29 protein-coding genes are annotated in these 25,987 nt (G+C 38.4%); 10 read left to right on the top strand and 19 right to left on the bottom strand.

What is annotated here, in order from left to right; genetic code table 11:
- Position 1: 1 nt before the first annotated feature.
- From SAR02S_RS05865 to rpsO, 4 genes are all read right to left on the bottom strand, one after another.
- Positions 2-805 carry an HrcA family transcriptional regulator gene (locus tag SAR02S_RS05865; protein ID WP_041957803.1) on the bottom strand — a complete coding sequence of 268 codons (804 nt, stop codon included), beginning with the start codon at positions 803-805 and terminating at the stop codon, positions 2-4.
- Positions 806-972: 167 nt separating this feature from the next.
- Positions 973-1,143, bottom strand: a complete 171-nt coding sequence (locus tag SAR02S_RS13495) for a hypothetical protein (protein ID WP_198133087.1) — start codon at positions 1,141-1,143, stop codon at positions 973-975.
- Positions 1,140-1,388 carry a helix-turn-helix domain-containing protein gene (locus SAR02S_RS05870; RefSeq protein WP_041957805.1) on the bottom strand — a complete coding sequence of 83 codons (249 nt, stop codon included), beginning with the start codon at positions 1,386-1,388 and terminating at the stop codon, positions 1,140-1,142. Before SAR02S_RS05870 ends, SAR02S_RS13495 begins: the two co-directional genes overlap by 4 nt.
- A 329-nt stretch (positions 1,389-1,717) precedes the next feature.
- Positions 1,718-1,996: a 30S ribosomal protein S15 gene (gene rpsO / locus SAR02S_RS05875; RefSeq protein ID WP_041957806.1), complete on the bottom strand. Its 279-nt coding sequence runs from the start codon at positions 1,994-1,996 to the stop codon at positions 1,718-1,720.
- A 197-nt stretch (positions 1,997-2,193) separates the two neighbouring features.
- Between rpsO and SAR02S_RS05880 the strand changes: the two genes are divergently transcribed.
- From SAR02S_RS05880 to SAR02S_RS05895, 4 genes are read left to right on the top strand one after another with little or no spacing between them, the layout of a single operon-like run.
- Positions 2,194-2,598, top strand: a complete 405-nt coding sequence (locus SAR02S_RS05880; protein ID WP_041957807.1) for an RrF2 family transcriptional regulator — start codon at positions 2,194-2,196, stop codon at positions 2,596-2,598.
- 9 nt (positions 2,599-2,607) lie between these two features.
- Positions 2,608-4,800, top strand: coding sequence for a flagellar biosynthesis protein FlhA (flhA, locus tag SAR02S_RS05885; protein WP_041957809.1), 2,193 nt, complete (start codon positions 2,608-2,610; stop codon positions 4,798-4,800).
- A gap of 43 nt (positions 4,801-4,843) precedes the next feature.
- Entirely contained in the window at positions 4,844-5,869 is a 1,026-nt protein-coding gene (locus tag SAR02S_RS05890) for a DHH family phosphoesterase (protein ID WP_041957811.1), read from the top strand.
- A gap of 2 nt (positions 5,870-5,871) precedes the next feature.
- Positions 5,872-6,141 (top strand): hypothetical protein, encoded by a 270-nt coding sequence (locus tag SAR02S_RS05895; RefSeq protein ID WP_041957813.1) that lies wholly within the window; start codon positions 5,872-5,874, stop codon positions 6,139-6,141.
- Positions 6,142-6,161: 20 nt separating this feature from the next.
- Here the strand turns inward: SAR02S_RS05895 and cmoA are convergent, their stop codons facing one another.
- Positions 6,162-6,872 (bottom strand): carboxy-S-adenosyl-L-methionine synthase CmoA, encoded by a 711-nt coding sequence (gene cmoA / locus SAR02S_RS05900; RefSeq protein ID WP_041957814.1) that lies wholly within the window; start codon positions 6,870-6,872, stop codon positions 6,162-6,164.
- A gap of 105 nt (positions 6,873-6,977) precedes the next feature.
- Between cmoA and SAR02S_RS05905 the strand changes: the two genes are divergently transcribed.
- A complete protein-coding gene (locus tag SAR02S_RS05905) occupies positions 6,978-7,763 on the top strand; it encodes a GGDEF domain-containing protein (protein WP_041957816.1) in 786 nt (261 codons plus the stop codon).
- On the opposite strand, the gene SAR02S_RS05910 is transcribed toward SAR02S_RS05905, so the two are convergent.
- The 10 genes from SAR02S_RS05910 to SAR02S_RS05955 are packed head-to-tail and all read right to left on the bottom strand — an operon-like array spanning position 7,742 to position 16,727.
- Positions 7,742-8,605, bottom strand: a complete 864-nt coding sequence (locus tag SAR02S_RS05910) for a bifunctional riboflavin kinase/FAD synthetase (RefSeq protein ID WP_041957818.1) — start codon at positions 8,603-8,605, stop codon at positions 7,742-7,744. The two genes, SAR02S_RS05905 and SAR02S_RS05910, sit on opposite strands and share 22 nt — an antisense overlap.
- A complete protein-coding gene (gene tlyA, locus SAR02S_RS05915; protein WP_041957819.1) occupies positions 8,565-9,281 on the bottom strand; it encodes a 23S rRNA (cytidine-2'-O)-methyltransferase TlyA in 717 nt (238 codons plus the stop codon). The genes SAR02S_RS05910 and tlyA overlap by 41 nt, the downstream gene beginning before the upstream one ends.
- Positions 9,278-11,224 (bottom strand): NAD-dependent DNA ligase LigA, encoded by a 1,947-nt coding sequence (gene ligA, locus SAR02S_RS05920; protein WP_041957821.1) that lies wholly within the window; start codon positions 11,222-11,224, stop codon positions 9,278-9,280. Before ligA ends, tlyA begins: the two co-directional genes overlap by 4 nt.
- Positions 11,221-11,982 (bottom strand): TSUP family transporter, encoded by a 762-nt coding sequence (locus SAR02S_RS05925; RefSeq protein WP_041957823.1) that lies wholly within the window; start codon positions 11,980-11,982, stop codon positions 11,221-11,223. The genes ligA and SAR02S_RS05925 overlap by 4 nt, the downstream gene beginning before the upstream one ends.
- The gene (locus SAR02S_RS13570) at positions 11,972-12,736 is read right to left on the bottom strand and encodes a hypothetical protein (RefSeq protein ID WP_232293998.1); all 765 of its coding nucleotides are present in this window, start codon (positions 12,734-12,736) and stop codon (positions 11,972-11,974) included. Before SAR02S_RS13570 ends, SAR02S_RS05925 begins: the two co-directional genes overlap by 11 nt.
- 9 nt (positions 12,737-12,745) lie before the next feature.
- Complete coding sequence (gene folP, locus SAR02S_RS05935; protein WP_041957826.1) at positions 12,746-13,888, bottom strand: dihydropteroate synthase; 1,143 nt, start codon at positions 13,886-13,888, stop codon at positions 12,746-12,748.
- Positions 13,885-14,511 (bottom strand): DNA polymerase III subunit delta', encoded by a 627-nt coding sequence (locus SAR02S_RS05940; protein WP_052433548.1) that lies wholly within the window; start codon positions 14,509-14,511, stop codon positions 13,885-13,887. The genes folP and SAR02S_RS05940 overlap by 4 nt, the downstream gene beginning before the upstream one ends.
- The gene (locus SAR02S_RS05945; protein WP_041957827.1) at positions 14,498-15,049 is read right to left on the bottom strand and encodes a HobA family DNA replication regulator; all 552 of its coding nucleotides are present in this window, start codon (positions 15,047-15,049) and stop codon (positions 14,498-14,500) included. The genes SAR02S_RS05940 and SAR02S_RS05945 overlap by 14 nt, the downstream gene beginning before the upstream one ends.
- A gap of 3 nt (positions 15,050-15,052) precedes the next feature.
- Positions 15,053-16,255: an aspartate kinase gene (locus tag SAR02S_RS05950; protein WP_041957830.1), complete on the bottom strand. Its 1,203-nt coding sequence runs from the start codon at positions 16,253-16,255 to the stop codon at positions 15,053-15,055.
- 1 nt (position 16,256) lies between these two features.
- Positions 16,257-16,727 (bottom strand): RNA pyrophosphohydrolase, encoded by a 471-nt coding sequence (locus tag SAR02S_RS05955; protein ID WP_041957832.1) that lies wholly within the window; start codon positions 16,725-16,727, stop codon positions 16,257-16,259.
- A gap of 76 nt (positions 16,728-16,803) precedes the next feature.
- On the opposite strand from SAR02S_RS05955, the gene hemW reads away from it, so the two are divergent.
- Entirely contained in the window at positions 16,804-17,859 is a 1,056-nt protein-coding gene (gene hemW / locus SAR02S_RS05960) for a radical SAM family heme chaperone HemW (RefSeq protein WP_041957834.1), read from the top strand.
- Here the strand turns inward: hemW and SAR02S_RS05965 are convergent.
- The 3 genes from SAR02S_RS05965 to SAR02S_RS05975 are packed head-to-tail and all read right to left on the bottom strand — an operon-like array spanning position 17,849 to position 20,739.
- Positions 17,849-19,459: a cation:proton antiporter gene (locus SAR02S_RS05965; RefSeq protein WP_041957835.1), complete on the bottom strand. Its 1,611-nt coding sequence runs from the start codon at positions 19,457-19,459 to the stop codon at positions 17,849-17,851. The two genes, hemW and SAR02S_RS05965, sit on opposite strands and share 11 nt — an antisense overlap.
- Positions 19,460-19,461: 2 nt before the next feature.
- Positions 19,462-19,836, bottom strand: a complete 375-nt coding sequence (locus SAR02S_RS05970) for a heat shock protein transcriptional repressor HspR (RefSeq protein WP_041957836.1) — start codon at positions 19,834-19,836, stop codon at positions 19,462-19,464.
- Positions 19,837-19,854: 18 nt separating this feature from the next.
- Positions 19,855-20,739: a DnaJ family protein gene (locus SAR02S_RS05975; protein ID WP_041957838.1), complete on the bottom strand. Its 885-nt coding sequence runs from the start codon at positions 20,737-20,739 to the stop codon at positions 19,855-19,857.
- 171 nt (positions 20,740-20,910) lie between these two features.
- On the opposite strand from SAR02S_RS05975, the gene SAR02S_RS05980 reads away from it, so the two are divergent.
- From SAR02S_RS05980 to SAR02S_RS05995, 4 genes are all read left to right on the top strand, one after another.
- A complete protein-coding gene (locus tag SAR02S_RS05980; protein WP_041957840.1) occupies positions 20,911-22,329 on the top strand; it encodes a Do family serine endopeptidase in 1,419 nt (472 codons plus the stop codon).
- A gap of 64 nt (positions 22,330-22,393) precedes the next feature.
- Positions 22,394-23,074 (top strand): response regulator transcription factor, encoded by a 681-nt coding sequence (locus SAR02S_RS05985; RefSeq protein ID WP_041957842.1) that lies wholly within the window; start codon positions 22,394-22,396, stop codon positions 23,072-23,074.
- Positions 23,071-24,303: an ArsS family sensor histidine kinase gene (locus tag SAR02S_RS05990; protein ID WP_041957844.1), complete on the top strand. Its 1,233-nt coding sequence runs from the start codon at positions 23,071-23,073 to the stop codon at positions 24,301-24,303. The genes SAR02S_RS05985 and SAR02S_RS05990 overlap by 4 nt, the downstream gene beginning before the upstream one ends.
- Before the next feature lie 41 nt (positions 24,304-24,344).
- A complete protein-coding gene (locus SAR02S_RS05995; RefSeq protein WP_041957846.1) occupies positions 24,345-24,746 on the top strand; it encodes a hypothetical protein in 402 nt (133 codons plus the stop codon).
- Between the two features lie 30 nt (positions 24,747-24,776).
- Here SAR02S_RS05995 and SAR02S_RS06000 read toward each other — a convergent pair whose 3' ends face one another.
- Entirely contained in the window at positions 24,777-25,979 is a 1,203-nt protein-coding gene (locus tag SAR02S_RS06000) for an ABC transporter permease (RefSeq protein ID WP_041957849.1), read from the bottom strand.
- Positions 25,980-25,987: the final 8 nt, after the last annotated feature.

The following is a 25,987-nucleotide window of genomic DNA, read 5'->3' on the forward strand; positions in this document are numbered from 1 at the left end:
TTTACTCCTTAACTTGATTAAAGAAATCTTCAAAATCACTCTCGATACGTCCAAAACAGAAAAGATCGACTGTTGCATCTTCATCTTTGAGCTGTGCTTTTTGCTTGATCGCCATACATCCTCTTGGGACAAAACCATCAAAATAGAGTCCATTAGTAATAGATTCTACAAAATGAAGCGTTTGAAACCTTTGGATAAACGCATCATTTTGGAGATCTTGTGCAATGGAGTACATCTCACGCTCACCTTCTCTTAAAATAGGTGCTTGTGAAAAAATGGCTGAGAGTTTTTCATGCAACTCATAAAGTCCCACTTGCGCTGAAATATCTTTGAGTTCACGCATTTGACATCCTACAAGGCGCTCTAAGAACTGCTCAACTTTAGCATTAAACTTCAAAACGACTTCATGCCCATCAAATACTAAAATTAAAAAACGATTTTGGACCGTTACCAACTCTTTAAACGTTATATTAGCACTCTTTTCGACAATACAAAAGAGATTATGTTCATGTGTAGAGCGTTTGATTTTATCAATACTTTTGATCTCTAAAGGATGCGTTGGATCAAGCTTCTCTTGCCAATATTCTACTAAAGCACTGTGTGTTGGAACACGCCCACCGCTTACATGTAATTGAACTAAAGAGCCTTCGTCGGAGAGTTTTTTAAAGTAAATGCGTATGGTCGATGGAGAGATACCAAGTGTCATCTTCATCTGTAACTCTGATGAGCCAATAGGCATTTTTGATTTTAGATAGGTTTGAATAATCGCATCTAAAATCAACTCTTGCTTTGAAGGTTTTTTCATTTTTAGCACTCTTCGTGTTTAATTGCTGAAGAAATTATACAACATTGAGTGTAGTATTGTCAAGCAATAGAAAAAGAAAATAGGCATAGATTTACATGTAAAGTAAAAAGTGCTTTAAAAGGGCATAGAAATTTTATGATGAAGGAATTAGTAAGAAGAAGTGCTGATTAACGAATGGGGTGTTTTAGGCGTTTTCTATTGCGCATTAAAAGGAGTTTTAAAAAGTGTTTGATCTCACCTTTACTCTCTTTGAGCTTGGAGAAGAAGGTCTCTTTTTCAGTAATAGTACTGAAAATATCATTTAATGCTTGTCTTTCATTTTGGGATAACGTACTCATTTCTCATCCTTTAGTTCATGTGCTATGCGTTGAATTAAACGCAAGGCATCGCCCTCTTCCAGTTCACCCAGCATTTTAAAAATAGCGGATGCGGCTTGAGGTTGTGAATTACCAAGTTTCCAATCTTGATAGGTTCGCATCGATACGCCCAATTTATCTGCCATCTCACGCTGAGAAATCTTCTTGCCAAAAAACTTTGACTCAACAGCATTATGAAGGAGATTAAAAATATCGTTTGTTTTCATGTATAGGATTCTAGCTAAGGCTTAATTAATTATACATAAATACGATGTTTTTATAAGTTATTATATCTAAAAAATAACGTTTTAATACATTTTTAATACAATAATTTGGTATAAATAACGTATTTTAGATATTTATACTCATATAACTACTATATTTATACGGTTTTACGTATAAATATAAAATGACTTTGAAACGAAAAAAAATAATGGTGAAATTTATATGCTTAAGGTTAAGGTATTAAAATTGGGTTACATGTAAAAAAAGGGATGAAAAGGAAGAGGAAAAAGAGGTGTAGGATGGAAATTCCATCCTACATGTAAAGTACTGACTATTTTTTGTTATCTCTAATAGAAAGCTCTTTAATGATTTTGCTGTAAGTAACAAAATCTTGACGTTTAAGATATTTCATCAATCGTTTACGTTGACCAACGAGTTTAAGAAGTCCTAATCTTGAAGAGTGATCTTTTTTATTACTCTGAAGATGTTCTGTTAAATCAACAATTCTTTTTGAAAGAAGCGCGATTTGTACCTCTGGAGAACCTGTGTCTCCCTCTTTTCTGCCAAACTGACTAACAATTGCTTGTTTTTCCGCCGAACCTAAAGCCATAATGACCTCCTGATTGGTATTTAAATTTACTTTTAAAATAAAAGCTTGGAATTTTAGCTAAAAAAAACAAAATTGTATATTAAAAGAAAATCAAGTCCGCCCAGCCTTTGGGAATTATCTTCGTAATTAAAGCTAAATATAACGTTTATTTAGTACAATATTTATCTTATTTAACTTGAAATCTTGAGGAAAAGCGTATGTTATTAACCAAAGCCAGTGAGTATGCACTGCTATCATTGATTATTATTTCTCAAAAGAACACTCCACAAGATGTTGATACACTCTCAAATCAACTAGGCATCTCTAAAAGTTTTTTGGCCAAAATCCTTCAATCACTTGCTAAAGAAAATATTTTGAGTTCTTTCAAAGGGGCACATGGCGGTTTTATGCTTGCTAAAAAACCTGAAGAGTTAACCCTTAAAATGATTGTTGAGTGTGCTGAAAAAAAACAAACAATGGTTTTTGAATGCTCTCCTTCGACCCAAAAATGCCCTGGTGGCAAGGGTACGTATTGTCGTGTTTGGCCCATTTTAAATAAGCTTCAAACGAAAATTGATCTATTTTTGGATAATATGACACTTAAAGATATTATCGAAGTTTAAGGGTGTTTATTGGCTAAAAATCAAAATGCGCTTCTATCTAGGGTCATTCCCTACCTAGAACCAATTGTCAAAGCAAAAGATCTTACTGTTGTTGTTTTTATCGTCGCTATTCTGGCGATTATTATTGTCCCTCTACCTAGTGCTATACTCGATTTTTTCTTAGTTATATCATTATCCGTTTCAGTACTTATTATTCTCATTTCGCTTTACATCCCTAAACCGACGGATCTTTCGACCTTTCCAACGCTTATTCTTATCATTACTCTTTTTAGATTGTCGCTAAACATCGCAACAACAAGAATGATTCTTACCAACGGTCACCTAGGCCCCGATGCCGTCAGTGACATTGTCTCTAGTTTTGGACAGTTTGTGGTTGGAGGCAATTATGTTATCGGTGTTGTTGTCTTTACGATTCTTGTTTTGATTAACTTTATGGTTATTACCAAAGGTTCTACAAGGGTTGCAGAGGTTGCGGCACGTTTTACACTCGATGCGATGCCTGGTAAGCAAATGGCGATTGATGCGGATCTTAATGCTGGTTTGATTGATGAAAAAACAGCGCGAAAAAGACGTGAAGACATCATCCAAGAGGCGAACTTCTATGGAGCAATGGACGGTTCGAGTAAGTTTGTTAAAGGTGATGCGGTTGCGGGTATTATCATCACGATTATTAACATTATTGGTGGTTTTCTTATAGGTTCTTTTCAACATGGACTAGAACTTGGCGTGAGTGCGCAAACTTATACCATCCTTACCATTGGTGATGGTCTGGTTTCTCAGCTTCCAGCACTTATTACTTCAACTGCGACGGGTATTTTGATTACCCGTGCAAACAAAGCAGACGATGTCAGTTTCTCCGATGGCGCGATGGAACAACTCTTTGGTGAACATAAAACCCTCCTTATTGTAGGAAGCATCTTAGTCTTATTTGCGCTTGTTCCAGGGCTTCCAACACTCTCTTTAATGTTTGTAGGATTTATCTTTTTAGGTCTTGGATACCTTGTTAAACAGACCAATGAAGGTAGTTTTTCATTCCAAAAATTCTTTGCTTCCACTCCTGTAGCGGTTCAAAAAGCCAAACAAGAGGCAGAAACAAAAGCACAAGCAAGCACAGCACCTAAGAAAAGTCCTGAAGAGCTACGGAAAGAGGAAGAAACTACACTCAATGACATTCTCAAACTCGAAATCCTTGAACTTGATTTGGGCTACCAACTCATTAAATTGGCTGATCCTGCACAAGGTGGTGATCTGTTAGAGCGTGTCAAAAGTATGCGTCGTAAAATTGCATCTGATTTTGGTTATCTGATCCCACAAGTGCGTATTCGAGATAACTTGCACCTTAGTCCAAACCATTACCAACTCTTGCTTAAAGGTATTGAGATTGGCAGTGGTGAAATTTATCCTGATAAATTTATGGCGATGGACAGTGGCTTGACGATTGATAAAGTCCAAGGCATACCTACCAAAGAGCCAGCATTTGGTCTTGATGCCATTTGGATTGAAGCAGCGGCTAAAGAAGATGCTATTATCAAAGGGTACACGACGGTTGATCCAGCCACGGTTATTTCAACCCACTTAAGCGAACTGATTAAAAAATATGCCGAAGAGCTTCTCACACGCCAAGAAGTACAGAGTCTTATTGATAAACTCCAAAAAGATTACCCTGTTGTGGTTAACGACTGTCTCAAAGTCTCCAACGTGGGACTCATTCAAAAAGTGCTTAAAGCATTGCTGCATGAGAAGATACCTATCAAAGATCTTCTTACCATTGTTGAAACCATCAGTGATGTCGCAGAAGTCACTAAAAACGTCTCTATTATCGTCGAACAAGTACGTGCAAAACTCTCTCGTGTGATTACAAAACAGTACAAAGATGACAATGGTGTTTTAAAACTCCTTACGTTTAATGCAGGCACGGAGCAAAAGCTTTTAGATGCACTCAGAGAGCGTGATGGCGTACGTGATCTTGTTCTGAATATCGGACAGATTAACACCCTTGTTAAAGCGTGTAGCGACGAAGCAGCAACACTTCTGCACAAAGGTGTTGCACCTGTGGTTATCATCGTTGATCCCCTTCTTCGAAAATCTCTTTCTGACATTTTTGAAAAATTTGGACTCGACATCGTGGTACTCTCACATGCAGAGATTGATTCAAGCTCCAAATTTGAAGTTATGGGATCGATCGAAATCGAGAAACTCTAAAACAATACCCTATTTACCACATCACTAAGCATTAAGGATTTTTATGAACTACACGTTACACCACCTCTCACACACGGATTTAGATGGCTATAGCTGCCAGATGGTGAGTGCTCATTATTTTGATTCGATTAATTTTTACAACTCTAACTATGGCAAAGAGATCAACGAATGTTTTAATCAAATTTTAGCCACGATACAAACCTCAAGCTCCGAAAAACATGTTATCTTAATTACAGACCTTAATCTTACGATGGATCAAGCCAAAGAGTTTGAGTCCAAAGTGAGTATTTGTGACAAAGAGATCATGATGTTTGTACTGGATCATCACAAAACAGGGCAGGAGTGTGCAGACGCTTTTGAATGGTATTTTTTAGATTCAAGTCGCTGTGCTACCAAAATTACGTATGACTTTTTCAGCGCACTGTATGGCAAAGATGAGAAATTGAGCCAATACGTAGATGTCGTCAACTCTGTGGATATTTGGCTTGAAAATGAGCCCGAATTTGAACTGGGAAAAGTGTGTATGGGACTCGTGAGTGGCGCTAAAGAGGTCAATAAAATCATGTTCCCAGAAGAAAATAGCAAATACATTTTTTCCATCCTGACCAAAGCACAAGAGTACTTTACATGTAAAGATGCACATATTGCTTTGGATGATGCTATTCACGAGATCAAAAAAGCGTTTTTTAGGACCAACAACAATAACACGTTAAGCAATCTTGTCTCAGCCTACAATGTCATTTTACTCACTAAAAACAGAGAAAAAATGCAAATTAGCTACAAAGAGTACAAAGGTATTTTGACCTACAACATTGGTAATGTTTCGGTCATTGGCAATGACTTTTTAACCGCAAACCCAGACCTAGATTTCTTTATGGACATTACCTCTAAAAAGACCATTAGCCTACGATCTAATGGCAAAGTGGATGTCAGTAAGATCGCAGCGCAAATCGCGAATGGTGGTGGTCATCACAATGCCAGCGGTGGACTTCTCAGCAACTTCAAAGATGCTTTTATCTATGATAACATCAAATCACAAGTGATGAGCATCATCGCGAATAAAGGATAATCATGGAAGCAAAAGAACTCCAAAAAGAGTTAGAAAAAGCCGAAATTGAAATTGAAGAGATGGCAATGCAACTGGCGGATATGCTAGGGGCGGCACTCTACTTTGCCGGTGTTAAAAAAGAAGATTTACCAAAAGCTATCGATCTTTACCTTAATGGTCTTGATGAAGTCTTCGAAGATGAAGATGAAGACAGTGAAATGGGCTTTGAAGAAGTTGTTGAAGTGATTGAGTATATCAAAAACAAAAATCCTAAACTATTTCATGCTAAATAATTAGTGTAGAGAAATTTTCTCTACACCCTCTTCTTTGCGATAAAGGTCGCAAAGTTTCCCCACTTAAAAATAGTCTCTATACTTTCAAATCCAGCACCTTTTAGCATAGCTTTGTTCTCTTCTTCCGTATAAGGAATCAAAACATTCTCCAGCGCTTCTCTTTTCTGCGCAATCTCAAAGTCACTGTAACCTTGCTTACGCTTAAAGTCATAGTAAAGATCAATCATCTGTTTATTGAGTACTTTGTCTTCAAAAACAATCTTTTCACTAAAAATAAAAAGACCATTTGGGTTCAGTGCTTCATGGATTTTAGCGACAAACTCTGCACGTTGAAGGGGACGAATGAACTGAAGCATATAATTGGCAATGATGACATCTTTGAGACTTAGTGCAACTTGGGTAATGTCTGCGGAAACAAGCTCAATCTTAGCTCCATACGCATGCGTTTTTTGGCGTGCGAGATGTAACATCGCTTCAGCATTATCAATGCCTAAAAGATGATAGCTTTTGTTACTCATTTTATGCAGCGCTAAAAGAGTATTGGCGGTTGAACAACCAAGATCAACAATATGTGCACCCTCTTTTACATGGTGACAAATCGTTTTACATGTAAGATCAATTACCTCTTTATAAAAGGGAATAGAACGCTCCAGCATGTCGTCAAAAACAGCAGCGACATCCTCGTCAAACTCGAATTGTTTAGTGATAGGCTTGGTAAATACTTTATCCATTACAATATGCTTCCATTGTCGAAAATATTCGCGATTATAACAAAATATTAGTTACTATTAAGCATTCTATTTTTATACTGTTAGTATTTCCACACAGGTCACATCATGAACAAGCAATTGCAAGAACTTACAGATCTGACCATCAAAGAGATACGAAATCTTGAGATTGTTTTACCAGAGATCTATCGAGATATTTTTTACTCTAAAGCGAAAGAGTTAGGTATAAAACTCAGCGACATCGATAAAGAAGCAGCCATGCTCTATGCATTGCGTAAAATTCAACTCCTTAAAAATGAAACGGAACGCTCTGCTTCAGCACTCAAAGAAAATGTCGTCAATGCACGCATCGCCATTATCAATAAAGACAATATGGCATTGCAATTCATTGAAAACAATATGATCGAACTCGAATCCAAAATCGCTTCACTGCAAGAAGAGCTTTACATTGATGAGCTGACACGCTTGTATAATCGAAGATGGCTTTTTGAGAAATTTCTCAGAGATGATCACTTCAAAAATAATGGGTTTTTAGCTTTTATAGATATTAATGATTTTAAAGAGGTCAATGATAAATTTGGTCATATCATCGGCGATAAAGTTTTACATGTCATTGGAAGAGTGCTCAAAAAAATACAAAATGTCACGGCTCTTCGTTATGCAGGCGACGAGTTTTTAATCCTAAGCGACTATCATAATGATAAAGAAGAAATACATAAAATTTTACATACTGTTAACCAGAACCTCATAAAAACGCCTTTTAAACACAATAAAGAGCTCTTTTATATTGATTTTTCATTTGGTGTAGCAGCTTTTAAAACCAAAGATAGCTTTAAAAGCATACTGGAAGAGGCAGATATTAAAATGTACAACTACAAGAAATCATTTAAGTAAACTCTGCACGTACCTAAGTGTTTTTTGGCTTCTTTAATGTCTTTTTCGATTTGTTGTTTAAGATCTGTAAGGCTATTAAATTTTTGATTATCCCGTAAAAATTCCACAAAAAAGAGTTCAACAAAGCCTTGAATTTCAGCAATATGTTCGTCTATTATATGTGTTTCAACGGAGAACTCGCCATCGGTAGTATGGCGTGTCCCTACGAAAGAGACTGATTTATAGATGTTTTGTCCAATGCGTGTTCGTGTTGCATAAACGCCCTCATGCGGGATGAGATACTCTAAAACTTTGAGATTTAGTGTTGGAACGAGTTCTTTTTTACCAAGTCCCTGCCCAGAAATGACATCGCCTGTTATGGCATATTCACGCCCTAAAAAGCGGTTTGCTTCTTCCAAACGCCCCTCTTTTAAATATTCACGAATTAAGCTTGAATGAACAGAAATGCCTTGGTAACTAAACTCTTCAACGATGACCACTTCCCCATCAAAGAATTTTTGAAGATCATGTGCATTGCATGAACGATGCTGTCCAAAAAAGAAGTCATAGCCAACGACAATCTTTTTAAGATTGACAAACTCTTTTTTTAAAAGAGCGACAAATTCTTCGCCCGTAAGGTGTTTTATTTTTAAAAAATGAAAAAACATACACGGATAACCCGCATATTCACTACGCTTAATTCCCGGGGTCAGGTTGGCTTGGTCTTTGTCAACGACAAACAGTGCGCCATTGTCACCCAAATGATTAAGGAGCTGTCTGTGCCCTACATGAATGCCATCAAAACTACCGATGGCTAATGTATCAACACTCTCTTTTTTTAAAATAGTAGAACGTCTCAACATTCCCCTCTTTCCCTTTTACAAGTGATTCTCTTTTGTCTATCAAATGCCAACCAAGCGTAACAGCTTGTGACTCAAACAGATAATGTGCGCGCATAATAGCCGAGCCATCTTTAACGACACCTTTAGTGCTACGCTTCACATCTTTACCCACTTCAAATTGTGGTTTAAATAAGATGATAATCTCATTTTTTGCGAGCCTATCAATGTGCTCTAAAAGTGAAGCTATACCAATAAAGGACACATCACAACTAACCATATCATAGGTTTGTTCAGGCTTAAAAAGTCGTATATCACTATTTTCATGCAAAATAATGCGAGAATCGACTTTTAGTGTGGGGTGAAGCTGTTCACTACCCACATCCACAGCCGTCACACTCTTGACATCTTCTTCAAGCCATACCTGTACAAAACCACCCGTACTACTGCCAATGTCAAGAACGTCAAGACCCTTTACATGTAAGCCTAATTCATTAATAAATCCACGAAGCTTGAGTCCTGCTCGACTCACATATTGCATAATTTTTTCAACTTCAACCGTGTCACTCTCTCCAATCTCCACAGAGCTCTTACGCTCTACTTTACCGTTGAGCCAAACACTACCCTCTTTAATGAGTTCTGCTGCCTTATTGCGGCTTTGAGCGAACCCTTTTTCAAACACATAACTATCTAGTCTCATTCAATCATCCCGTTTAATTCACTTTCACTCAGTGTCTTTACACCCAGTTCTAAGGCTTTAGCTAACTTACTGCCTGCTTCTTCGCCATAAATGACAAAATCGGTCTTTTTAGAGACACTTCCACTTACTCTTGCACCCAATTTCTCTAATATCACTTTAATCTCATCGCGTGGTTGGCTCATAGAGCCTGTTAAAACCACCGTTTTCCCTGTAAATGCAGACTCTGTTATCTCTAATTTAGAGGCAATGGGATTGATAATATCCATCAACTCATGCGTTTCAGTACGATTTACATGGATAAACTCTACCAAACTCTTTGCCATCTCTTCGCCAAAACCTTCAAGAGCGATGATCTGCTCGTACGTTGCTTCCAACCACTCTAAACCAAACGCTCGTGCAATCTTTTTAGCCGCCACTTCACCAATATGTTCAATGCCAAGAGCGTTAATAAACTTCGCTAAAGCCACCCCTTTACTCTGCTCAATTGCCTCTAAAAGGTTTTGTGCTTTTTTCTCTTTAAAGCCTTCTAACGCGAGCAATGAATCCAAAGAAAGTGCATACAAATCTTTTACATGTAAAACTAATTTTTGCGCATAGAGTTGCTCAACGATTTTATCACCAAGACCATCAATATTGAGAGCTTTTTTAGAAGCAAAGTGGATAATTGCTCCAACAACTCTCGCATCACACGAGAGGTTTTGACATTTAATCAGTGCGCCCTCATCAAAAAGTTCCTCACCGCACACAGGGCAAAGAAGGGGGCGTACTACTTTTGTTTCGCTTCCATCGCGTCGATCTTCTAAAACTTTAATAATCTTTGGAATGACATCCCCACTGCGAATGATAATGACACTATCGCCTATGCGAACATCTTTACGCTCTATCTCATCAAAATTGTGCAGTGTGGCTCTCTCCACGATAACACCTTCGATGTTCACTGCTTCCACTTCAGCCACGGGGGTTACCACGCCTGTTCTGCCCACTTGCAGGGTAATATCACGAAGTCGTGTCACTTTTTCAATCGCAGGGAATTTAAACGCAACCATCCATTTTGGGTATTTGACGGTATAACCAAGCTCTTCTTGCAAGCTTACATCATCGATCTTCACGACCATACCATCCATCATCATCTCGATCTCGTCACGTTTCGCAATGAGTTCTGCATAAAGTGTATGCACATCATCCACGCTTTTGGTTACAACGATACGAGGTGGTTGTAAAAAGCCAAGGCTATAGACAAAACTCATTTTTTGACTCAAAAAACTCTGTGTTAAACTGTTCGTACCTATGCCCCACGGATAAAACATGAGCTTACGCTTTGCGGTAATGCTGGTATCAAGCTGTCTAAGGCTCCCTGCTGCTGCATTGCGCGGATTGGCAAATAGGGGCTCGTTATTGTGCATGCGTTCAACATTAAGCTTTTCAAAATCTGCTTTTTTAATAACCACTTCACCACGAATTTCAATAAGCTCGGTATAGTCAATGCGCAAAGGAATCGAACCAATGGTTTTGATGTTTTCAGTAACATCCTCACCAATGCTTCCATCGCCCCTCGTGATGGCTTGCACAAGAATCCCATTTTCATAGATGAGATTCATGCTTGCACCATCAAATTTTGGTTCACAGTAAAAGGTGAAGATCTCTTTTACTTTTTTAACACGCTCTATCCACGCATCCAGATCACTTTCATCAAACACATCTTCCATACTCCACATGCGCGCTTTGTGCTCTGCTTTATTAAAACCTTCAAGTACCAAACCACCCACGCGTCTGGTAGGACTATTTTCATCGATAAAAAGTGGATATGCCTTTTCATAGGCAACGATCTCATGATAAAGTGTATCATACTCTTCATCACTCGCTACAGGAGCATCATCGACGTAATAGGCTTTTGCCCATTCATTGGCAAGATCAATTTTGGCTAAATATTCTTCGTGTGTCATGCAATGTAACTGGTGTAAATAAGTTTTAAAAGTGTAAGTCCAACCATGATTAAGAAAAATGTACGGATAAACTTCACCTCTTTTTTGATAACCATGTTAGAGCCAATATATGCTCCTACAATCTGCCCAAAGCCCATTAGCAAACCTACCACAAAAAGCACATTGCCACTCCAAAGAAACACTGCCAAGGAGACGATGTTGCTTGTAAAATTCATAACTTTGGTTTGTGCCGTTGCTTTTTTAAGGTTCAATCCTAAAAGTGTCACAAGGGCAATGGTCCAAAACGTTCCCGTTCCTGGTCCGAAAAAGCCATCGTAAAAGCCAAGTCCTATACCAAATATCAAGAAAAAAAGGTGATTACCAAGGTAAGCATGACGATCATTTTCTCCCATTTTAGGCGATAAAAGCGTATAAATAAAAATACCAATAAGCATCGCGGGAATAATCTTCGCAAGGATACTCGCATCCATCAGTAAAATGGCATACGTTCCAAGCGCTGCACCAATGAAGGTGTAAATGACGCCGATAAAAACTTCAGACCACTTAATAAATCCTTTGCGAATAAAATTGATAGAAGCCATCCCACTTCCAAAAGTACCTTGGAGTTTGTTGGTTGCAAGAGCGATATGTGGAGGCATACCAGAGGCTAAAAGTACAGGAATCGTGATAATGCCACCGCCTCCTGCAATAGCGTCAATAAAGCCTGCAACAAGCCCTGTAAGTAAAAAGATCGCGTAATAGTAAACTTCAAACTCCATCTTTTTTGATCTCCTTCTCCTCTTCGTGCATAACCGCTTCTATTTCCTCGGCACTGCGCTCTTCTTGAGATAGTTTTGGCTCATCTTTGGTTGAGATAGGAACTGCAGGAGTGGGCTCTTCTTTAGCTTCATTTACATGTAAAGGTTCAGGTAAATGCTCTTCTGGTCCAATAGCAGATAATTCAGTGCTTTCTAGAGATTCTGTTTCACTCATTGTAGCATTGTTTTCTACTGGCTCAGAAGAGGCATCTTCACTATTTTCTGCCTTTGCTTCTTCAAGTTGCACATAAATTTCTAAGGCCTCTTTAGTGGCTGTTGCAACTTCATTGTACGTTCCTTCACGAATATAACGCCAAATCTCACGCCTAACCAAACTTAAAACATAGCGTCTATCGCCCCCTACTAAACGACCAAGTTCATGACCACCGCATGCAGGGCAAACAAAAAACGTAATTTTGTCTTGTAACGACTCTGATGATCTACAATTTTCATCATCCACCATAAGCATATTTTGGCACTTTGGACAATAGCACCAAAGACCTATAATGTCCCCTTTTTTATACTTCCATCGCCAGAGCACTTTAAATAAAATGAGTTCACGAAATTTGTAGTATTTAGGGCGCATAAGATAGCGAGCAACAAAAGGGAAGGCAACTAAAATGATACAAATAGCAATGGCGCCGCTGTTTACAATCCACTGGGGAATAGTGTAAAGCTCGCTGATACGCGTTAAAAGGCTTAATATTTTTTCCAAAAAAGAATCCTAAATAGTTTGATTGAGTGCGCGAAGCACGCTAAGAGCTTGTACATGTGCCTTGACATCATGAACACGCAAAATGGTTGCACCATGTTCATAGGCTTTGAGATGAAGGGCTAATGAGCCCGCTAGGCGCTCAGAAATAGGTGTAGGAATGATCTTGTCGATCATCGATTTTCGACTAGCACCTACAAGTAATGGACAGCCAAAATGTAAAAAATGTTCATGGTGTTTAAGAAGCTGTAGATTATGCTCTAAGCCCTTTCCAAACCCAATACCAACATCCAACACTATCTTGCTGATTCCAAACTCTTTTGCTTTTGCAATACGCTCTTCAAAAAATGCATCAACCTCTAAAATAACATTTTCATACACTGGCTCTTTTTGCATACTTTGGGGATCACCTTGCATATGCATCAAAACGACTGTGGCATCATACTTTGCTGCCACACGGGCAACTTCATTGTTCGCAAGCGCTGTTATATCATTAACAATACTGAAGCCATGCGTAAGCGCATACTCCAAACATAATGGAGAGTAACTATCCAGTGAAAATTGAGCCTTTTCAAAAAGCTTATGTTGGAAAATCAGATCAATAATAGGCTTTATGCGAGCCAGCTCTTCAGCCTCACTCACACCAAGGCTTCCAGGGCGACTTGAAACACCACCAAGATCGATGATATTAGCACCCTCTTCTATCATGGATTCAATATGTTTTAACGCATGTTCACCACTAAAACGACTGCCTTGAAAAAAGCTGTCTTCGTTGGTATTGATGATGCCCATCACCGTAAAATCATCGTTACATGTAAAGATAAATTCACTTAGTTTTTCTGCTATAGCTTTAAGTCCAAACGGTTGTGCTTTCTCTTTTCGAGCAAGCTCTTTAAGCTGTTTATCGTTCGCAATTAAAATCGCATCGACCAAAGGAATTTTACATGTAATCGTATCTTTTGGAACGGCCAGATCAGCTCCAATGGAAAGAGCATCTTGTTTGAGAATATTTGCAGCGGGCGTTTTAAGATCTTTGATATAAATAAAATTCAAATGTGCCTTTTGCTCTAAAATAGCACTACCTTCTTTGGTTACATGTAAAGCTTGGAAGAGTGCCTTTATATCACTTTTGGAAGAGAGTTTACAGAGTTTCATCGGTGTTTTCTTAGCATAATAGAAAGCAAAAGAGACGTTAAAATCGTTTGAGCTCTCGTATTTAACTCAACAAGATGAAGCAGTTTTTGAAAATGCTCCAGCTCTTTTTCACTAAAACGAAGATGATGTTCATTGATTGATTCGTACACAATGGCTTGAACCAACTCTTTTAGAAAGCTCTTTTCAGCACTCTGATGCTTTTGAATAAAAGGGTAAATATCGCCAAGGTCAAGTTTTTGAAGATCCAGTCCACTGCGAATGCTTTCATGTTCCACAATCAACTCTTTTTGAAGTAAGCGTGAACGAATGGTTGGTAAAAAAGCTGTTTTAGAAGGGGCAACGACAATAAAAACAATGTGACGCGGAGGCTCTTCAAAAATCTTCAGAAGTGCATTTTGTGCCTCAACGCGATAGCCTTTGGCAATTAAAATCAGATATTTATGTGTAGATTCTGCAATATACGCCTCTTTGATGACCTCTTTGGCATCATCGATCAAAAACTCATCTTTAACATAGAAAAGATGGCGCTCTTTGGCGTACTCTTCTTGCAGGCTCTCTTTTGCTTTTTCCACATTTTTACAAATCAAAATATGGCTAAAAACCTCTTCATCACTCGTTTTCAAAATTAACCTCGGCAAAAAGCACGGCATCGATACTTTTATCGAGAAGTCTAAAAAGTTGAATCAATTTAATATCTAAACTATCATCATCACTTAAAAGGTAAAAACTATTTTGGACATGTTCGTCCATAATCCATAAAAAACTATCGTCTTTACGTTTAGCGATTTGCATCTTTACATCGCTGTTTTTACCGACATAAAAAAACGTATAACCACTTGGGAATGCTTGTGAGAGCATGTTTTCCAAAAGCTCTATATCTTCTTTCGTTTTGACTTGGTACAAATTTGGATAAAGTGTTTGTAATGCAATAAAAGGTAAAAGAGGTCTATTTTTATGATGATTGTTGATAGCACGAAGCATATAGTGACAAAACCACGCTCTATCATCATCTGTAATCACAATAAACGTATGGCCATCAAGAAGATTTTTTAACATGGAAGCGGCAAGAGGAACCCACTCGAACCTCTTCTCTTCCATCCAACTCATCATAGAGCCGTCTTTGCGGATTTCTTCTAATGTCCACTTTAAGAATTGTTGCATCGATTATTTATCCAATTGGTATGCACTGTGAAGCGCTCGAACAGCGAGTTCGCCGTATTTTGCTTGGATAACCATCGAAATTTTAATTTCACTTGTGCTGATCATCTCGATGTTGATACCTTCTTTAGCCATGGTATCAAATGCTTTACACGCCACGCCACTGTGTGATTTCATACCCACACCGACCACAGAAACTTTAACGATGTCACTGTCATATTCCATAACATCACTCGCTCTTAGCTCACTCATGGCTGCTTTGGTCATATCAAGTTCATTTTGAGGAACGGTAAAACCAAGGTTTGTCGTACCATCATGTCCTACGTTTTGGATAATCATATCAACGTTAACGTTACAATCAGCAAGTTTTTTGAAAATCTCAGCCGCAATGCCAGGTTTATCTGTAACACCACGAAGAGTGACTCTCGCTTGGTTTTTATCGAGTGCAATACCGCTAACTAATGGTTGTTCCATAATCTTTTCTTCCTTTGTAATAAGTGTTCCTTCGTTCTTGTTAAAACTGCTACGTGTGACAAGGTTAACATTAAGCTTCTTAGCCATTTCAACGGAACGGCTTTGAAGTACTTTTGCACCAAGGCTTGCAAGTTCTAACATTTCATCATAACTGATTTTTTCAAGTTTTTTTGCTTTTGGCTCAATGCGAGGATCGGTGGTATAAACACCATCCACATCGGTATAGATTTCACAAAGATCAGCTTCAAGTGCACCTGCAATAGCAACAGCAGAAAGGTCACTACCACCACGTCCCAATGTTGAAACTTCACCGCTTTCAGTTACACCTTGAAAACCTGCAACAACGATAATTTTTCCCGCTTTGAGCTCTTCTTTCATTGCGGTGGTATCAATATGCTCGATTCTAGCTTTTGTGTGTATATCATCCGTTACAATGCCTGCACGCCTGCCACTCATGGAGACAGCTGTATAGCCCTGTGCTTCAAGAGCAATTGCAAGTAAAGCGCTGGTAACTCGCTCACCAGAACTTAACAACATATCCACTTCACGGTTATTTGGCGTTTTGCTAAAATGCGCTGCAAAATCTAAAAGCTTATTGGTCTCTCCACTCATCGCTGAAACAACCACAACAAGATCGTGTCCCTCTTGTTTGCTCTCAATGACTCTTTTGGCAACGGCTTCAATGCGCTCAACATTGCCAACACTCGTTCCTCCGTATTTTTGAACGATCAACATTTTAAAGATACCCTTCTTTTTTGAAATATTCTAACACCTGTTTATATACTGGGCGCTTAAAATAGGTAATAAAATCAAACACCTCTTCTAAACTGACAAATTTATGGTCGCAAAACTCTGGCTCTTTCGTCGCAAGATTAATCTTTGCATCTTTTTTGAGTCTTACTAAAAAATATTTTTGGCTCTGTCCATCAAAGGGGTACATCTTCTGAGCAATTTTTTGAGGGAAGTCGTATTGTAACCACTCAGGATACTCTGCTATAATCTCAACATCACCAGTGCCAATTTCTTCTTCAAGTTCTCGGTAAAGCGCATCGCGCGGCGTTTCGCCATCATCAATACCACCTTGAGGAAATTGCCATGCACCTTCTATATCGCTACGACTAGCAATAAAAAGTTGGCATTGAAAAGGGTATTTTGCAGAGACAATCACGGCAGCAACATTTGGTCTGTATCGTTTTGGTGATTCCATAATTGCGCATTACCTCTATATTTTTGTTAAAATAGTACCTAAAAAGTCATTAAACTTGCTTGATACAAGGAATTATGTGTTAGCCTACCTTCATATCCCATTTTGCGATAGCAAATGCCACTACTGCGCCTTTAACTCCTATGAGAACAAAGGAACACTGAAACAAAACTATATGCACCAGATTACGACGCAACTACGCTTTGAGCTTGAAAAATTTAATGCTCAAAGAGGAAGTATTACCTCACTTTTTATTGGAGGAGGCACTCCTTCAACCATTCCTGCTTCGTGGTATGAACCATTTTTTGAGATGATAATGCCCTATTTAAGCCACGATGCAGAAGTCACTTCAGAAGCCAATCCTCACTCGGCAACCAAGGAGTGGATACAAACGATGAAGGCACTAGGCGTCAATCGTCTAAGCTTTGGCGTACAAAGTTTTAATGCAGAAAAACTCGCTTTTTTGGGACGTAACCACACCCCTAAAATTGCTTTTGAGGCTATCGAAAATGCTTCAAAACTGGGTATTAAAAACATTTCACTTGATCTCATTTATGGCACCTCTATGGATACACCTTTTCTGCTTCATGAAGATCTCAAAATTGCCTCATCCCTTCCCATCAACCATCTGAGTGCCTATGCTCTCACACTGGAAGAAGAAACTCCTTTTTACAAGCGAACGGATGTCGTCAATGACTCTGAGAAGCTTGCCAAAGAGTTTGTAAAAGCAATTATAGAAGCAGGATTTCCGCAATATGAAATTTCCAATTTTGGAAGCTATCAAAGTGTTCATAATAAAGGGTATTGGGAGCATCAAGACTATCTTGGAATCGGTGCGGGCGCGGTTGGATTTTTAAAAGACAGACGTTTTTACCCGAGTAAAGACATTGAAACCTACATCCAAAATCCTCTTGCACAAGAGATTGAAGCATTAAGTCTGGAAGATTTACATGTAGAAAAACTTTTCTTAGGTCTTCGAAGTAATATTGGCATTGATCTAGTGCATTTTAGTCCTAAAGAGCAAGGAAGAGTGAAAATTTTAGTGGAAGAAAAAAAGCTTACATGTAAAGATAATCGCGTCTTTAATAACGACTACTTTTTAAGCGATGAAATAGCACTTTTCATCACTCAATAGGATTCTCTTCTAATGCCACCTGCAGAAGCGCTTTTGCCGCTTCTCGTCCTTCATTGACAATGTGCTTGACTTGTAACGCTTTAAGCAGTTTTTTCTCATCATAATCACTGGCTTTTGCTACAATTTTAATGGGTGCATCAAATGATTTTAACACTTCGCACAGAAGAATTAATTTTTTCTCATTATTGATCGCGATAATAACCGCTTTTGCATCTTCCACAAAAGCATTTTTAAGGATGCTCTTCTCAGCAGCATTTCCAAAATAAACAGGCTCGCCCCTACTTTGTCCCAATTTTACCAGTGTAATGTCATGCTCTAATACCAAATAGTTAACATTCATCTTTTTAAGGCGATAAACAATCTCTTGCCCAAGCTTTCCGTAACCACACACAACAATATGATCTTTAATTCCCGATGAATGGATCATAAAGTCACCGTTATTTGGCTCTTTAGTAATAGAATCAACAATTTTTTTCATATTTTTTAAAATAAAAGGTGTCAAGATCATGGATAAAACAACCGTAACAATCAGAATTTGTGACGTTTTAGTACTTATCAGATGCGATGAACTTGTTAACGCTAAAATAGCCAGTGAAAATTCACCGCCTTGGCAGAGCGCCAACCCCGTCTTAAGCGCCACTCTACCGCCCACGGAGAAAAATAAAATTGCAAATACAACCAGTGTTTTAAATGCCATCATCAATGCTAAAAAGAGTAAAATGGTGCCATAATTTTGCGCGATTAAATTAAGATCGATCTGCATACCAACGGTGATAAAAAAGAGTCCCAATAAAAGGTCACGAAAGGGCACAAGATCGGCTTCAATCTGATGCTTATACTGCGTTTCAGACATCATCATACCCGCTAAAAAAGCACCCAAAGAGTAAGAAAAGCCTAAAGTATGCGCTAAGAATGAAGCTCCAACCACGAGTAATAACACCGAAGCAATGAAAATTTCTTGCGTATCAGCCCAAACCACTAATGATAAGAAGCGATTCAGAAGGTATTTGCCTATCAAAAACATCAATCCTAAAATGATAATAGCACTGTACAGCGTTTGCAATAACAACGATGAAAGTGAACTGGTTTGATTTGAAAAGATGTTAATCATCAATAAAATTGGAATGACTGCAATATCTTGAAAAAGAAGAATTCCAAGTGCTTTACGCCCGTAAATGGTATGAATGGTTCCACTGTCATTGAGAATTTTTAAAACAATGGCTGTTGAAGAAAGTGCTAATGCGTAACCAATGATGATGGCACTTTTTTGTTCAATCCCAAAAAAATACTCAGCGCCTAAAGCAATGACACCTCCCACTAAAGAGACTTGCAATAAGCCGTAAAAGAAAACATCTTTTTTCATCCTCAAAAGATGCTTGATCGAAAACTCAAGCCCAATCGTGAACATTAAAAAAACAACACCAAACTCTGCTATGTGAGTAAGAGAGAGATTGTTGCGACCCAAATTGTACATATAAGCAATGGCAAATCCTGTGATGATATACCCAATGATAGTCGGTATATTAAAACGCTTTAACAAGATGTTAAAGAGCGTTGCTATAGCCGTTGCACTTAAAATGATCGCTAATACACTATCCACAACTATTCCCCAAATAAAATGATTTCGTAACTATTTTTATGTTTAACCAATGGGTTTTTAGTTTGAGCACTTTTTTTCGTAAGCCCACTCAGCTCTAATCGCAAACTCTCAACCAATGTTTCAAAATCATCGATTTTTTCTTTGAGTTGCATGATAATGTCAACCCCCGCAAGATTGACACCAAGATCGCGGGTAAGGCGTTGAATCATCTTGATTTTATCAATATCACGTTGTGAGTAAAGACGCATCTTGCCATCTGTTCGAGAAGGTAGCACTAGCCCTTCTCTTTCATACTGACGAAGTGTTTGAGGATGAATAGTAAGTACTTTAGCAACTACACTAATCAAATAGACTGGTTCTTCATACCCATGATGCATGGCATACTCCTCTTGAGTTTAGTTTGGTAAGTTAGCTTCCATGGTTGCTTTCAAAGCACTATCCAATGAAGCAACGGGAGGAAGAACGATGTTGGCTACTAAGTACAAGTCACCCTTGTTTTGTGTTTTACGGTTCAGTGCGCCATACTCTTTGACTCTAAATTTTTGTCCATTTTTTGTATCTTCTTTGACTTTAAGCGTGATCTCTTTATACAGCGTATCGACAGCGATTTTACCGCCAAAGAGAGCCGTTTTTAAAGGAACGTCTATTGTTTTAATAAGATCATCGCCTTCTCTGGTGTATTCAGGACTTGATGCAACTTCTACACTGAGAAGAAGATCGCCTTTTTGACCTTGATACGACTTGCCTTTGTCTTTAACACGCATCTTTTCGCCATTTTTAATGCCTGCGGGAATCTTCACATCAAAGCTCTCGTTATTGTACGAAAGGGAGTGTTTTCCACCCAATATAGCAACATTAAAAGGAATAATAATTTTAGCGCTTACATCCAAATCAGGCTCACTGTAACCGCCGAAGCCGCCTCCGCCAAAACCTCCGCCACTGAAGCCGCCAAATCCACCTCGAGCACCCCCGAAACCGCCTCCGCCACCAAAGATACTGCGTAAGATATCATCTAAATTAGCGCCACCTTGAGAATGGGCAAAATCGTGGAAATTTTGACCACCAAACATATTGTCGCCGTATTGGTCGTACTGCTGACGTTTTTGCTCATCGCTGAGGATTTCATAGGCCGCATTGATCTCTTTAAATTTTTCTTCTGCTCCTGCATCTTTGTTGATGTCAGGATGGTATTTACGTGCCAGTCTTCGGTACGCTTTTTTGATCTCTTCCGCACTCGCATCTGCCGAGACGTCTAATGTCTCGTATAAACTCTTACTCATGAGTGTTAACCTTGTTTTTGGACTCTTTTTAATCCATTAATATTTATAGTGATTATAACATAAAAGTTTAGTCTAGGTCAATCAACTTATAACGTTGTTTTCTTAATATTTACTTTATGTTTACCACTCTCCTCTATAATTACATGTAAGAAACTATCAAGGAGCTTGAACATGAACAAGATTATTTTTATATCCATTATGGCATCTATTTCGCTTAGTGCAGCGACGATAGAGATCGCCCAAATGCCTAAAGATTCCCAGCGCATCGAAGCTACAGCCCCAAATGTTATTCTCTCCTATAATAATGCTATTAAAGATGCCAAAAAAAGTGTTGTCAACATTGCAACAACGAAAAAAAGTAAGCAAAATGACCAACTTAATGAACTTATGCAAAATCCGTTCTTTAAAGAATTTTTTGGCAATAAAATGCCTGAACTTAAACAACAAGAACGTAAATCTCACTCTCTAGGATCAGGAGTTATTATCTCTTCCAACGGATACATCGTCACTAACAATCACGTTGTTGAAGGTGCTGATGAGATCGTGGTTACCCTTCCAGATGATGAAAAAGAGTATAAAGCAAAGATTATCGGACAAGATTCTAAGACCGACCTAGCCGTCGTCAAAATCGAAGCAAAAGATTTACATGTAACCAAATTCGGCGATTCTTCAAACCTGCAAGAAGGCGATGTTGTCTTTGCCATCGGTAACCCCTTTGGTGTTGGGGAGACCATCACACACGGTATTATTTCCGCACTCAATAAAAACAATGTGGGGCTCAATCAGTATGAAAATTTCATCCAAACCGATGCTTCTATTAATCCAGGAAACTCTGGTGGTGCACTCGTTGATAGCCGTGGAGCACTGATTGGTATCAACAGTGCCATTCTCTCGAAAAGTGGAGGTAATAATGGCATAGGCTTTGCCATTCCCTCTAATATGGTGCAAAAAATCGCAACCTCACTTGTTGAGGCAGGTAAAATTGACCGAGGATTCATGGGTGTTTCTATCGCCGATCTTACGAATGATCTCAAAGAGCTTTATGAAAATAAACAAGGTGCGCTTATCTTAATGATTGAAAAGAATTCTCCAGCAGAAAAAGGGGGACTTCAAGTCTCAGATTTAATTCTTGAAATAGATGGCGTTAAAATCAAAAACGCAAACGAACTTAAAAATACCGTAGCAGCCATTGCACCAGATAAAACTATTGCCATTACGTATGAACGTGATAAAAAAGTAAAAACAACCAAAGTCAAACTGGCCAAAATGGCGGGGGATGAGGTGGTTGTAAGCGATGAAAAATCAACGGTAACACCTATTGAAGGACTTTCGCTTTTAGAAATTAACGATAAAACCAGAGCGCAATATCAAATTCCAAAAGAGATTGAAGGTGTGCTTATTTTAGACGTTACCGACAATTCTAAGGCAGAGAAAATGGGCTTTAAAGAAGGCGATGTTATCATTCAAGTGGAGCAAATACGCATTTCTTCCCTTAAAGATTTAAATAACGCACTTAAAGAGTACAAAAACAGTAAAAAACGCGTCATCATCAACCGTCAAAACTACCGCGCTATCCTTGTTATGCCCTAATCTTTAGGAGGCAAACGCCTCCTAAATAAGCTATAATATCCTTTACATGTAAGGAGTAGGATGTATGACAAATGTTTTGATGATCGAAGATGATTTAGAACTTGCCGAGATTTTGATGGAATATTTAGAACAATTTGATATTGCAATTACCATCGCCGATGATCCTTATCTGGGACTTTCAACGCTCGATACTCAAAAATTTGATCTTGTTATTTTAGACCTTACACTCCCAGGTCTTGATGGCCTTGAAGTCTGTAAAGAGATACGAAAACGCCATACTGTGCCTATTATCATCTCTTCTGCGCGTACCGACATTACAGACAAAGTGACTGCTTTGGAAAATGGCGCAGATGACTACCTTCCAAAGCCTTATAATCCAAGAGAACTCCAAGCGCGTATTATGAGCTTGCTTCGACGTCAAAAAGGCGTTGTTGCTACGGAGCAAAGCGTTCAAAAACCTAAAGACTTGATCTTAAATGAAGAACAAATGATCATTTTGCTCCACGGCAAAGAACTTCACTTAACTGCAGCAGAGTACGGCATACTTGGTTATTTGATGAAAAAAGAAGGTGGCGTGGTTTCCAGAGAAGAGCTTATTTATAACATCGAAGCCATCAGTGAAGAAACAACCAATAAAAGCATCGATGTTATCATCGGGCGGATTCGACAAAAATTGGGTGAAAATCCCAAAGAGCCTACCTATATTCACGCAGTCCGTGGAGTAGGATATAAGTTTTTACAATGACAAAATCCTCTATTTTTTACAGTATTACCTTTATTTTTTCCATCAGTATCGTCAGTATCTTTTTGGCACTCCTCTTTTTGTTGGAGTATGACAAACAAACCTACACCGATAAACTCAATACAAAATACTCTATCATCGCGCGTGCAACTCTTTTTCATCTCAACAATTTTATTACCAACGAGGAGCTCAAAAAGCAAGTCCAAGGGTATAAAATGCGTGAAATAAGCGACCCTGAAGCGAAAGAGAAGATTATTCAAAGCGCTCAAATTATCCAAAAAATTGCTGATCGTATCGGTACAAGTGCTATTTTACGTTATGACAATGACCACTACCTCCACATTGAGACCAAATACTCTTCCCTGTTGCTTAAAGATGAAGATTTTCAGCCCTATCGTTATGATCTTATCAAGGTCATTTTTGGTGTTGTTTTTGCCATTATTATTATTGCCTACATCCTTACCATTCGGAGGCTCAAACCTTTACGCAAACTCAAGCGCCAAATGGATCGTTTTGCGAAAGGTGATCTTGATATTAACTGTAAAACAGATGGTGAAGATGAAATATCCCAAGTGGCAAACTCTTTTCACAATGCCGTTGAGCAGATCAATAAGCTTAACCATTCCAGACAGCTTTTCTTACGCAATATTATGCACGAACTCAAAACACCTATCACAAAGGGACGCATTAGTGCTGAGATGCTTGAAAATGGCAAACAACGTGATCGGTTGATTGGTACATTTGAAAAGCTTGAACTTTTGATTAATGAGTTTGCTTCGATTGAGCAGATAACCTCAGGTGAAGGACTTAAAAATGTTAAGCCTTATCGCTTGGTGGATATGCTTGATGAGGCAATTGATCTTGCGATGATCTCAGCATCACAAATAGAGATTGATCTGGATGATGAAATTATTTTACATGTAGACTTTAGACTCTTTACGACCGCTATGAAAAATGTGATTGATAATGGCATCAAATACTCCATCGATCAAACGATTAAGATTGTGGCAACCAAAGAAAAAATTGCATTCATTAGCCAAGGAAAACCCCTCAAATACGATCTTGAACACTACTTAGAGCCTTTTGTTCAGGAAAAAAACTCTCACCAAAGTTTTGGCTTGGGACTTTACATCGTTTATCACATCGTTAAGGCACACCACATTAGCTTTACCTATGAACACAAAGAGGGATACAATTATTTTAATTTTGAGAAAATTGAAACGTTAGCATAGTTTTTAGAGTACAATTAAACTAAATATGTAAAGGAGTCACCATGTCGGGTATCGCTTTTTCAAAACTCAATCTCGCTCATCTCATCGATCATCATATTGCAATTTTAGAACGTTTTGGGATTAAAGATGAAGTTCCTTTTTCACTCATTTTCTTTTCATTGGATGATCGCACAGAGATGGATAACTTAGAGATGTTCCAACGTATTTTGAGGACAACTGATGCAATTTTTAGCTACAGTAACCACTATGTTGTGATGTTAACCGGTACAGATTGGAATGGTGCGACAGAGGTACTTTCAGGTATTCAAAGCTTTTTAGACCAAGAACCTTGTGACAATATTGTAACCTACCCAGAAGATGGAACTGATTCTACTCAGCTTATAAAAAGATTACATGATTTGGTTGAGAAGAACTGTGATATCGAAACAGATTTGTTAAAGTAGGCTTTTAAAAGCCTACTTTTTAACTCGCTTTTATTCGTTTCTTAGCGTATCTAAAACGTTGATTTGCGTTGCTTTGTATGCAGGATAGTACGAAGAGAGCGCCACGATAACACTCGTTCCTACCACAATTAAAACAAAATCAAGCATAGAAAGGTCAAGCGGCAAACGTGCTGTTCCATAAACATCAGCAGGAAGTGAGATAATGTCAAAAGAACCCAACACAAAAAGAGTTAAACCGCCTAAAAGAATACCAAAGAGCATTCCCCCTCCACCAATCACAAGACCAAGATAAAAGAATGTATTTTTAATCTCTTTCTTATAAGCTCCAAGCGAGAGTAACAAAGCAATCTCTTTGCGTCTGTTCATCACCGTCATTAAAAGTGAACTGATGATGTTTAAGGACGCTATCAAAATAATCAGCATTAAAACAATAAAAAGTGCACGTTTTTCAAGTGCAAGTGCTGCAAAAAAATTACCGTTCATCTGCCACCAACCAACGATACCTAAATCATCAGGAAGCACTTTACGGATCTTTTCGATATCACCAAAGGGGTCATCCGAATAAATATGAATTCCATCAAAATGCCCCTCCTCATACTGCATTACTTGTGCGAGAGAATCAAGTGTGGTATACATATAAGCTTTATCATACGCCATCAATCCTGAACGAAATGAGCCTTGATAGTTAAAACGTTTCATCTTGGGAATCAGACTCATACCACCAGGGTCATTTTTAGTAAAAATAAGTGTTGCTTTCTCATCGGGTGCAAAAAGATGCGTTTTTGCGATCTCACTACCCGTAATCAGATCGTACTTATCAAGCGTTTTACCTTTAATAGCTTCTGCAACAATAGCATTTATCTTCGCTTCTTGCTCAAAATTGACACCAAAAAGCATACCGCCTTCTAAACGGTTTCCTTTTTTAATAATGACTTGTGTTGAGATATAAGGGCTGAATTGAAGCTTGGGAAACTGCTCTTTGAGCGTATTGAGTTGCTCTTGATTCACAGGAGAAAAACTACGTGAATAAATAGAAAGTGGGTAATTCATCGTAAAGAGTTTTTTTTCAAACTCTTTATCAAACCCATTCATAATCGCCATAGCAACCATTAAGACTGTCAAACCAATGGCAACACCAAAAAATGCTAGAAGTGAAATAACCGTAATAAAGGGCTGAGACTTGTCAAAACGTAAATACTTTTTGACAAGATAGAGACTAAGATTGTTCTGCACCCTACACC

The organism is Sulfurospirillum arsenophilum NBRC 109478 (assembly GCF_000813345.1).
Classification (GTDB): Bacteria; Campylobacterota; Campylobacteria; order Campylobacterales; family Sulfurospirillaceae; genus Sulfurospirillum; species Sulfurospirillum arsenophilum.

Excerpts from the sequence above, each read along its gene's own strand:
- SAR02S_RS05865 (WP_041957803.1), bottom strand. The coding sequence starts at position 805 with ATGAAAAAACCTTCAAAGCAAGAGTTGATTTTAGATGCGATTATTCAA.
- SAR02S_RS13495 (WP_198133087.1), bottom strand. The coding sequence starts at position 1,143 with ATGAGTACGTTATCCCAAAATGAAAGACAAGCATTAAATGATATTTTC.
- SAR02S_RS05870 (WP_041957805.1), bottom strand. The coding sequence starts at position 1,388 with ATGAAAACAAACGATATTTTTAATCTCCTTCATAATGCTGTTGAGTCA.
- rpsO (WP_041957806.1), bottom strand. The coding sequence starts at position 1,996 with ATGGCTTTAGGTTCGGCGGAAAAACAAGCAATTGTTAGTCAGTTTGGC.
- SAR02S_RS05880 (WP_041957807.1), top strand. The coding sequence starts at position 2,194 with ATGTTATTAACCAAAGCCAGTGAGTATGCACTGCTATCATTGATTATT.
- SAR02S_RS05890 (WP_041957811.1), top strand. The coding sequence starts at position 4,844 with ATGAACTACACGTTACACCACCTCTCACACACGGATTTAGATGGCTAT.
- SAR02S_RS05895 (WP_041957813.1), top strand. The coding sequence starts at position 5,872 with ATGGAAGCAAAAGAACTCCAAAAAGAGTTAGAAAAAGCCGAAATTGAA.
- cmoA (WP_041957814.1), bottom strand. The coding sequence starts at position 6,872 with ATGGATAAAGTATTTACCAAGCCTATCACTAAACAATTCGAGTTTGAC.
- SAR02S_RS05905 (WP_041957816.1), top strand. The coding sequence starts at position 6,978 with ATGAACAAGCAATTGCAAGAACTTACAGATCTGACCATCAAAGAGATA.
- SAR02S_RS05910 (WP_041957818.1), bottom strand. The coding sequence starts at position 8,605 with ATGTTGAGACGTTCTACTATTTTAAAAAAAGAGAGTGTTGATACATTA.
- tlyA (WP_041957819.1), bottom strand. The coding sequence starts at position 9,281 with ATGAGACTAGATAGTTATGTGTTTGAAAAAGGGTTCGCTCAAAGCCGC.
- ligA (WP_041957821.1), bottom strand. The coding sequence starts at position 11,224 with ATGACACACGAAGAATATTTAGCCAAAATTGATCTTGCCAATGAATGG.
- SAR02S_RS05925 (WP_041957823.1), bottom strand. The coding sequence starts at position 11,982 with ATGGAGTTTGAAGTTTACTATTACGCGATCTTTTTACTTACAGGGCTT.
- folP (WP_041957826.1), bottom strand. The coding sequence starts at position 13,888 with ATGAAACTCTGTAAACTCTCTTCCAAAAGTGATATAAAGGCACTCTTC.
- SAR02S_RS05945 (WP_041957827.1), bottom strand. The coding sequence starts at position 15,049 with ATGCAACAATTCTTAAAGTGGACATTAGAAGAAATCCGCAAAGACGGC.
- SAR02S_RS05950 (WP_041957830.1), bottom strand. The coding sequence starts at position 16,255 with ATGTTGATCGTTCAAAAATACGGAGGAACGAGTGTTGGCAATGTTGAG.
- SAR02S_RS05955 (WP_041957832.1), bottom strand. The coding sequence starts at position 16,727 with ATGGAATCACCAAAACGATACAGACCAAATGTTGCTGCCGTGATTGTC.
- SAR02S_RS05970 (WP_041957836.1), bottom strand. The coding sequence starts at position 19,836 with ATGCATCATGGGTATGAAGAACCAGTCTATTTGATTAGTGTAGTTGCT.
- SAR02S_RS05975 (WP_041957838.1), bottom strand. The coding sequence starts at position 20,739 with ATGAGTAAGAGTTTATACGAGACATTAGACGTCTCGGCAGATGCGAGT.
- SAR02S_RS05980 (WP_041957840.1), top strand. The coding sequence starts at position 20,911 with ATGAACAAGATTATTTTTATATCCATTATGGCATCTATTTCGCTTAGT.
- SAR02S_RS05985 (WP_041957842.1), top strand. The coding sequence starts at position 22,394 with ATGACAAATGTTTTGATGATCGAAGATGATTTAGAACTTGCCGAGATT.
- SAR02S_RS05990 (WP_041957844.1), top strand. The coding sequence starts at position 23,071 with ATGACAAAATCCTCTATTTTTTACAGTATTACCTTTATTTTTTCCATC.
- SAR02S_RS05995 (WP_041957846.1), top strand. The coding sequence starts at position 24,345 with ATGTCGGGTATCGCTTTTTCAAAACTCAATCTCGCTCATCTCATCGAT.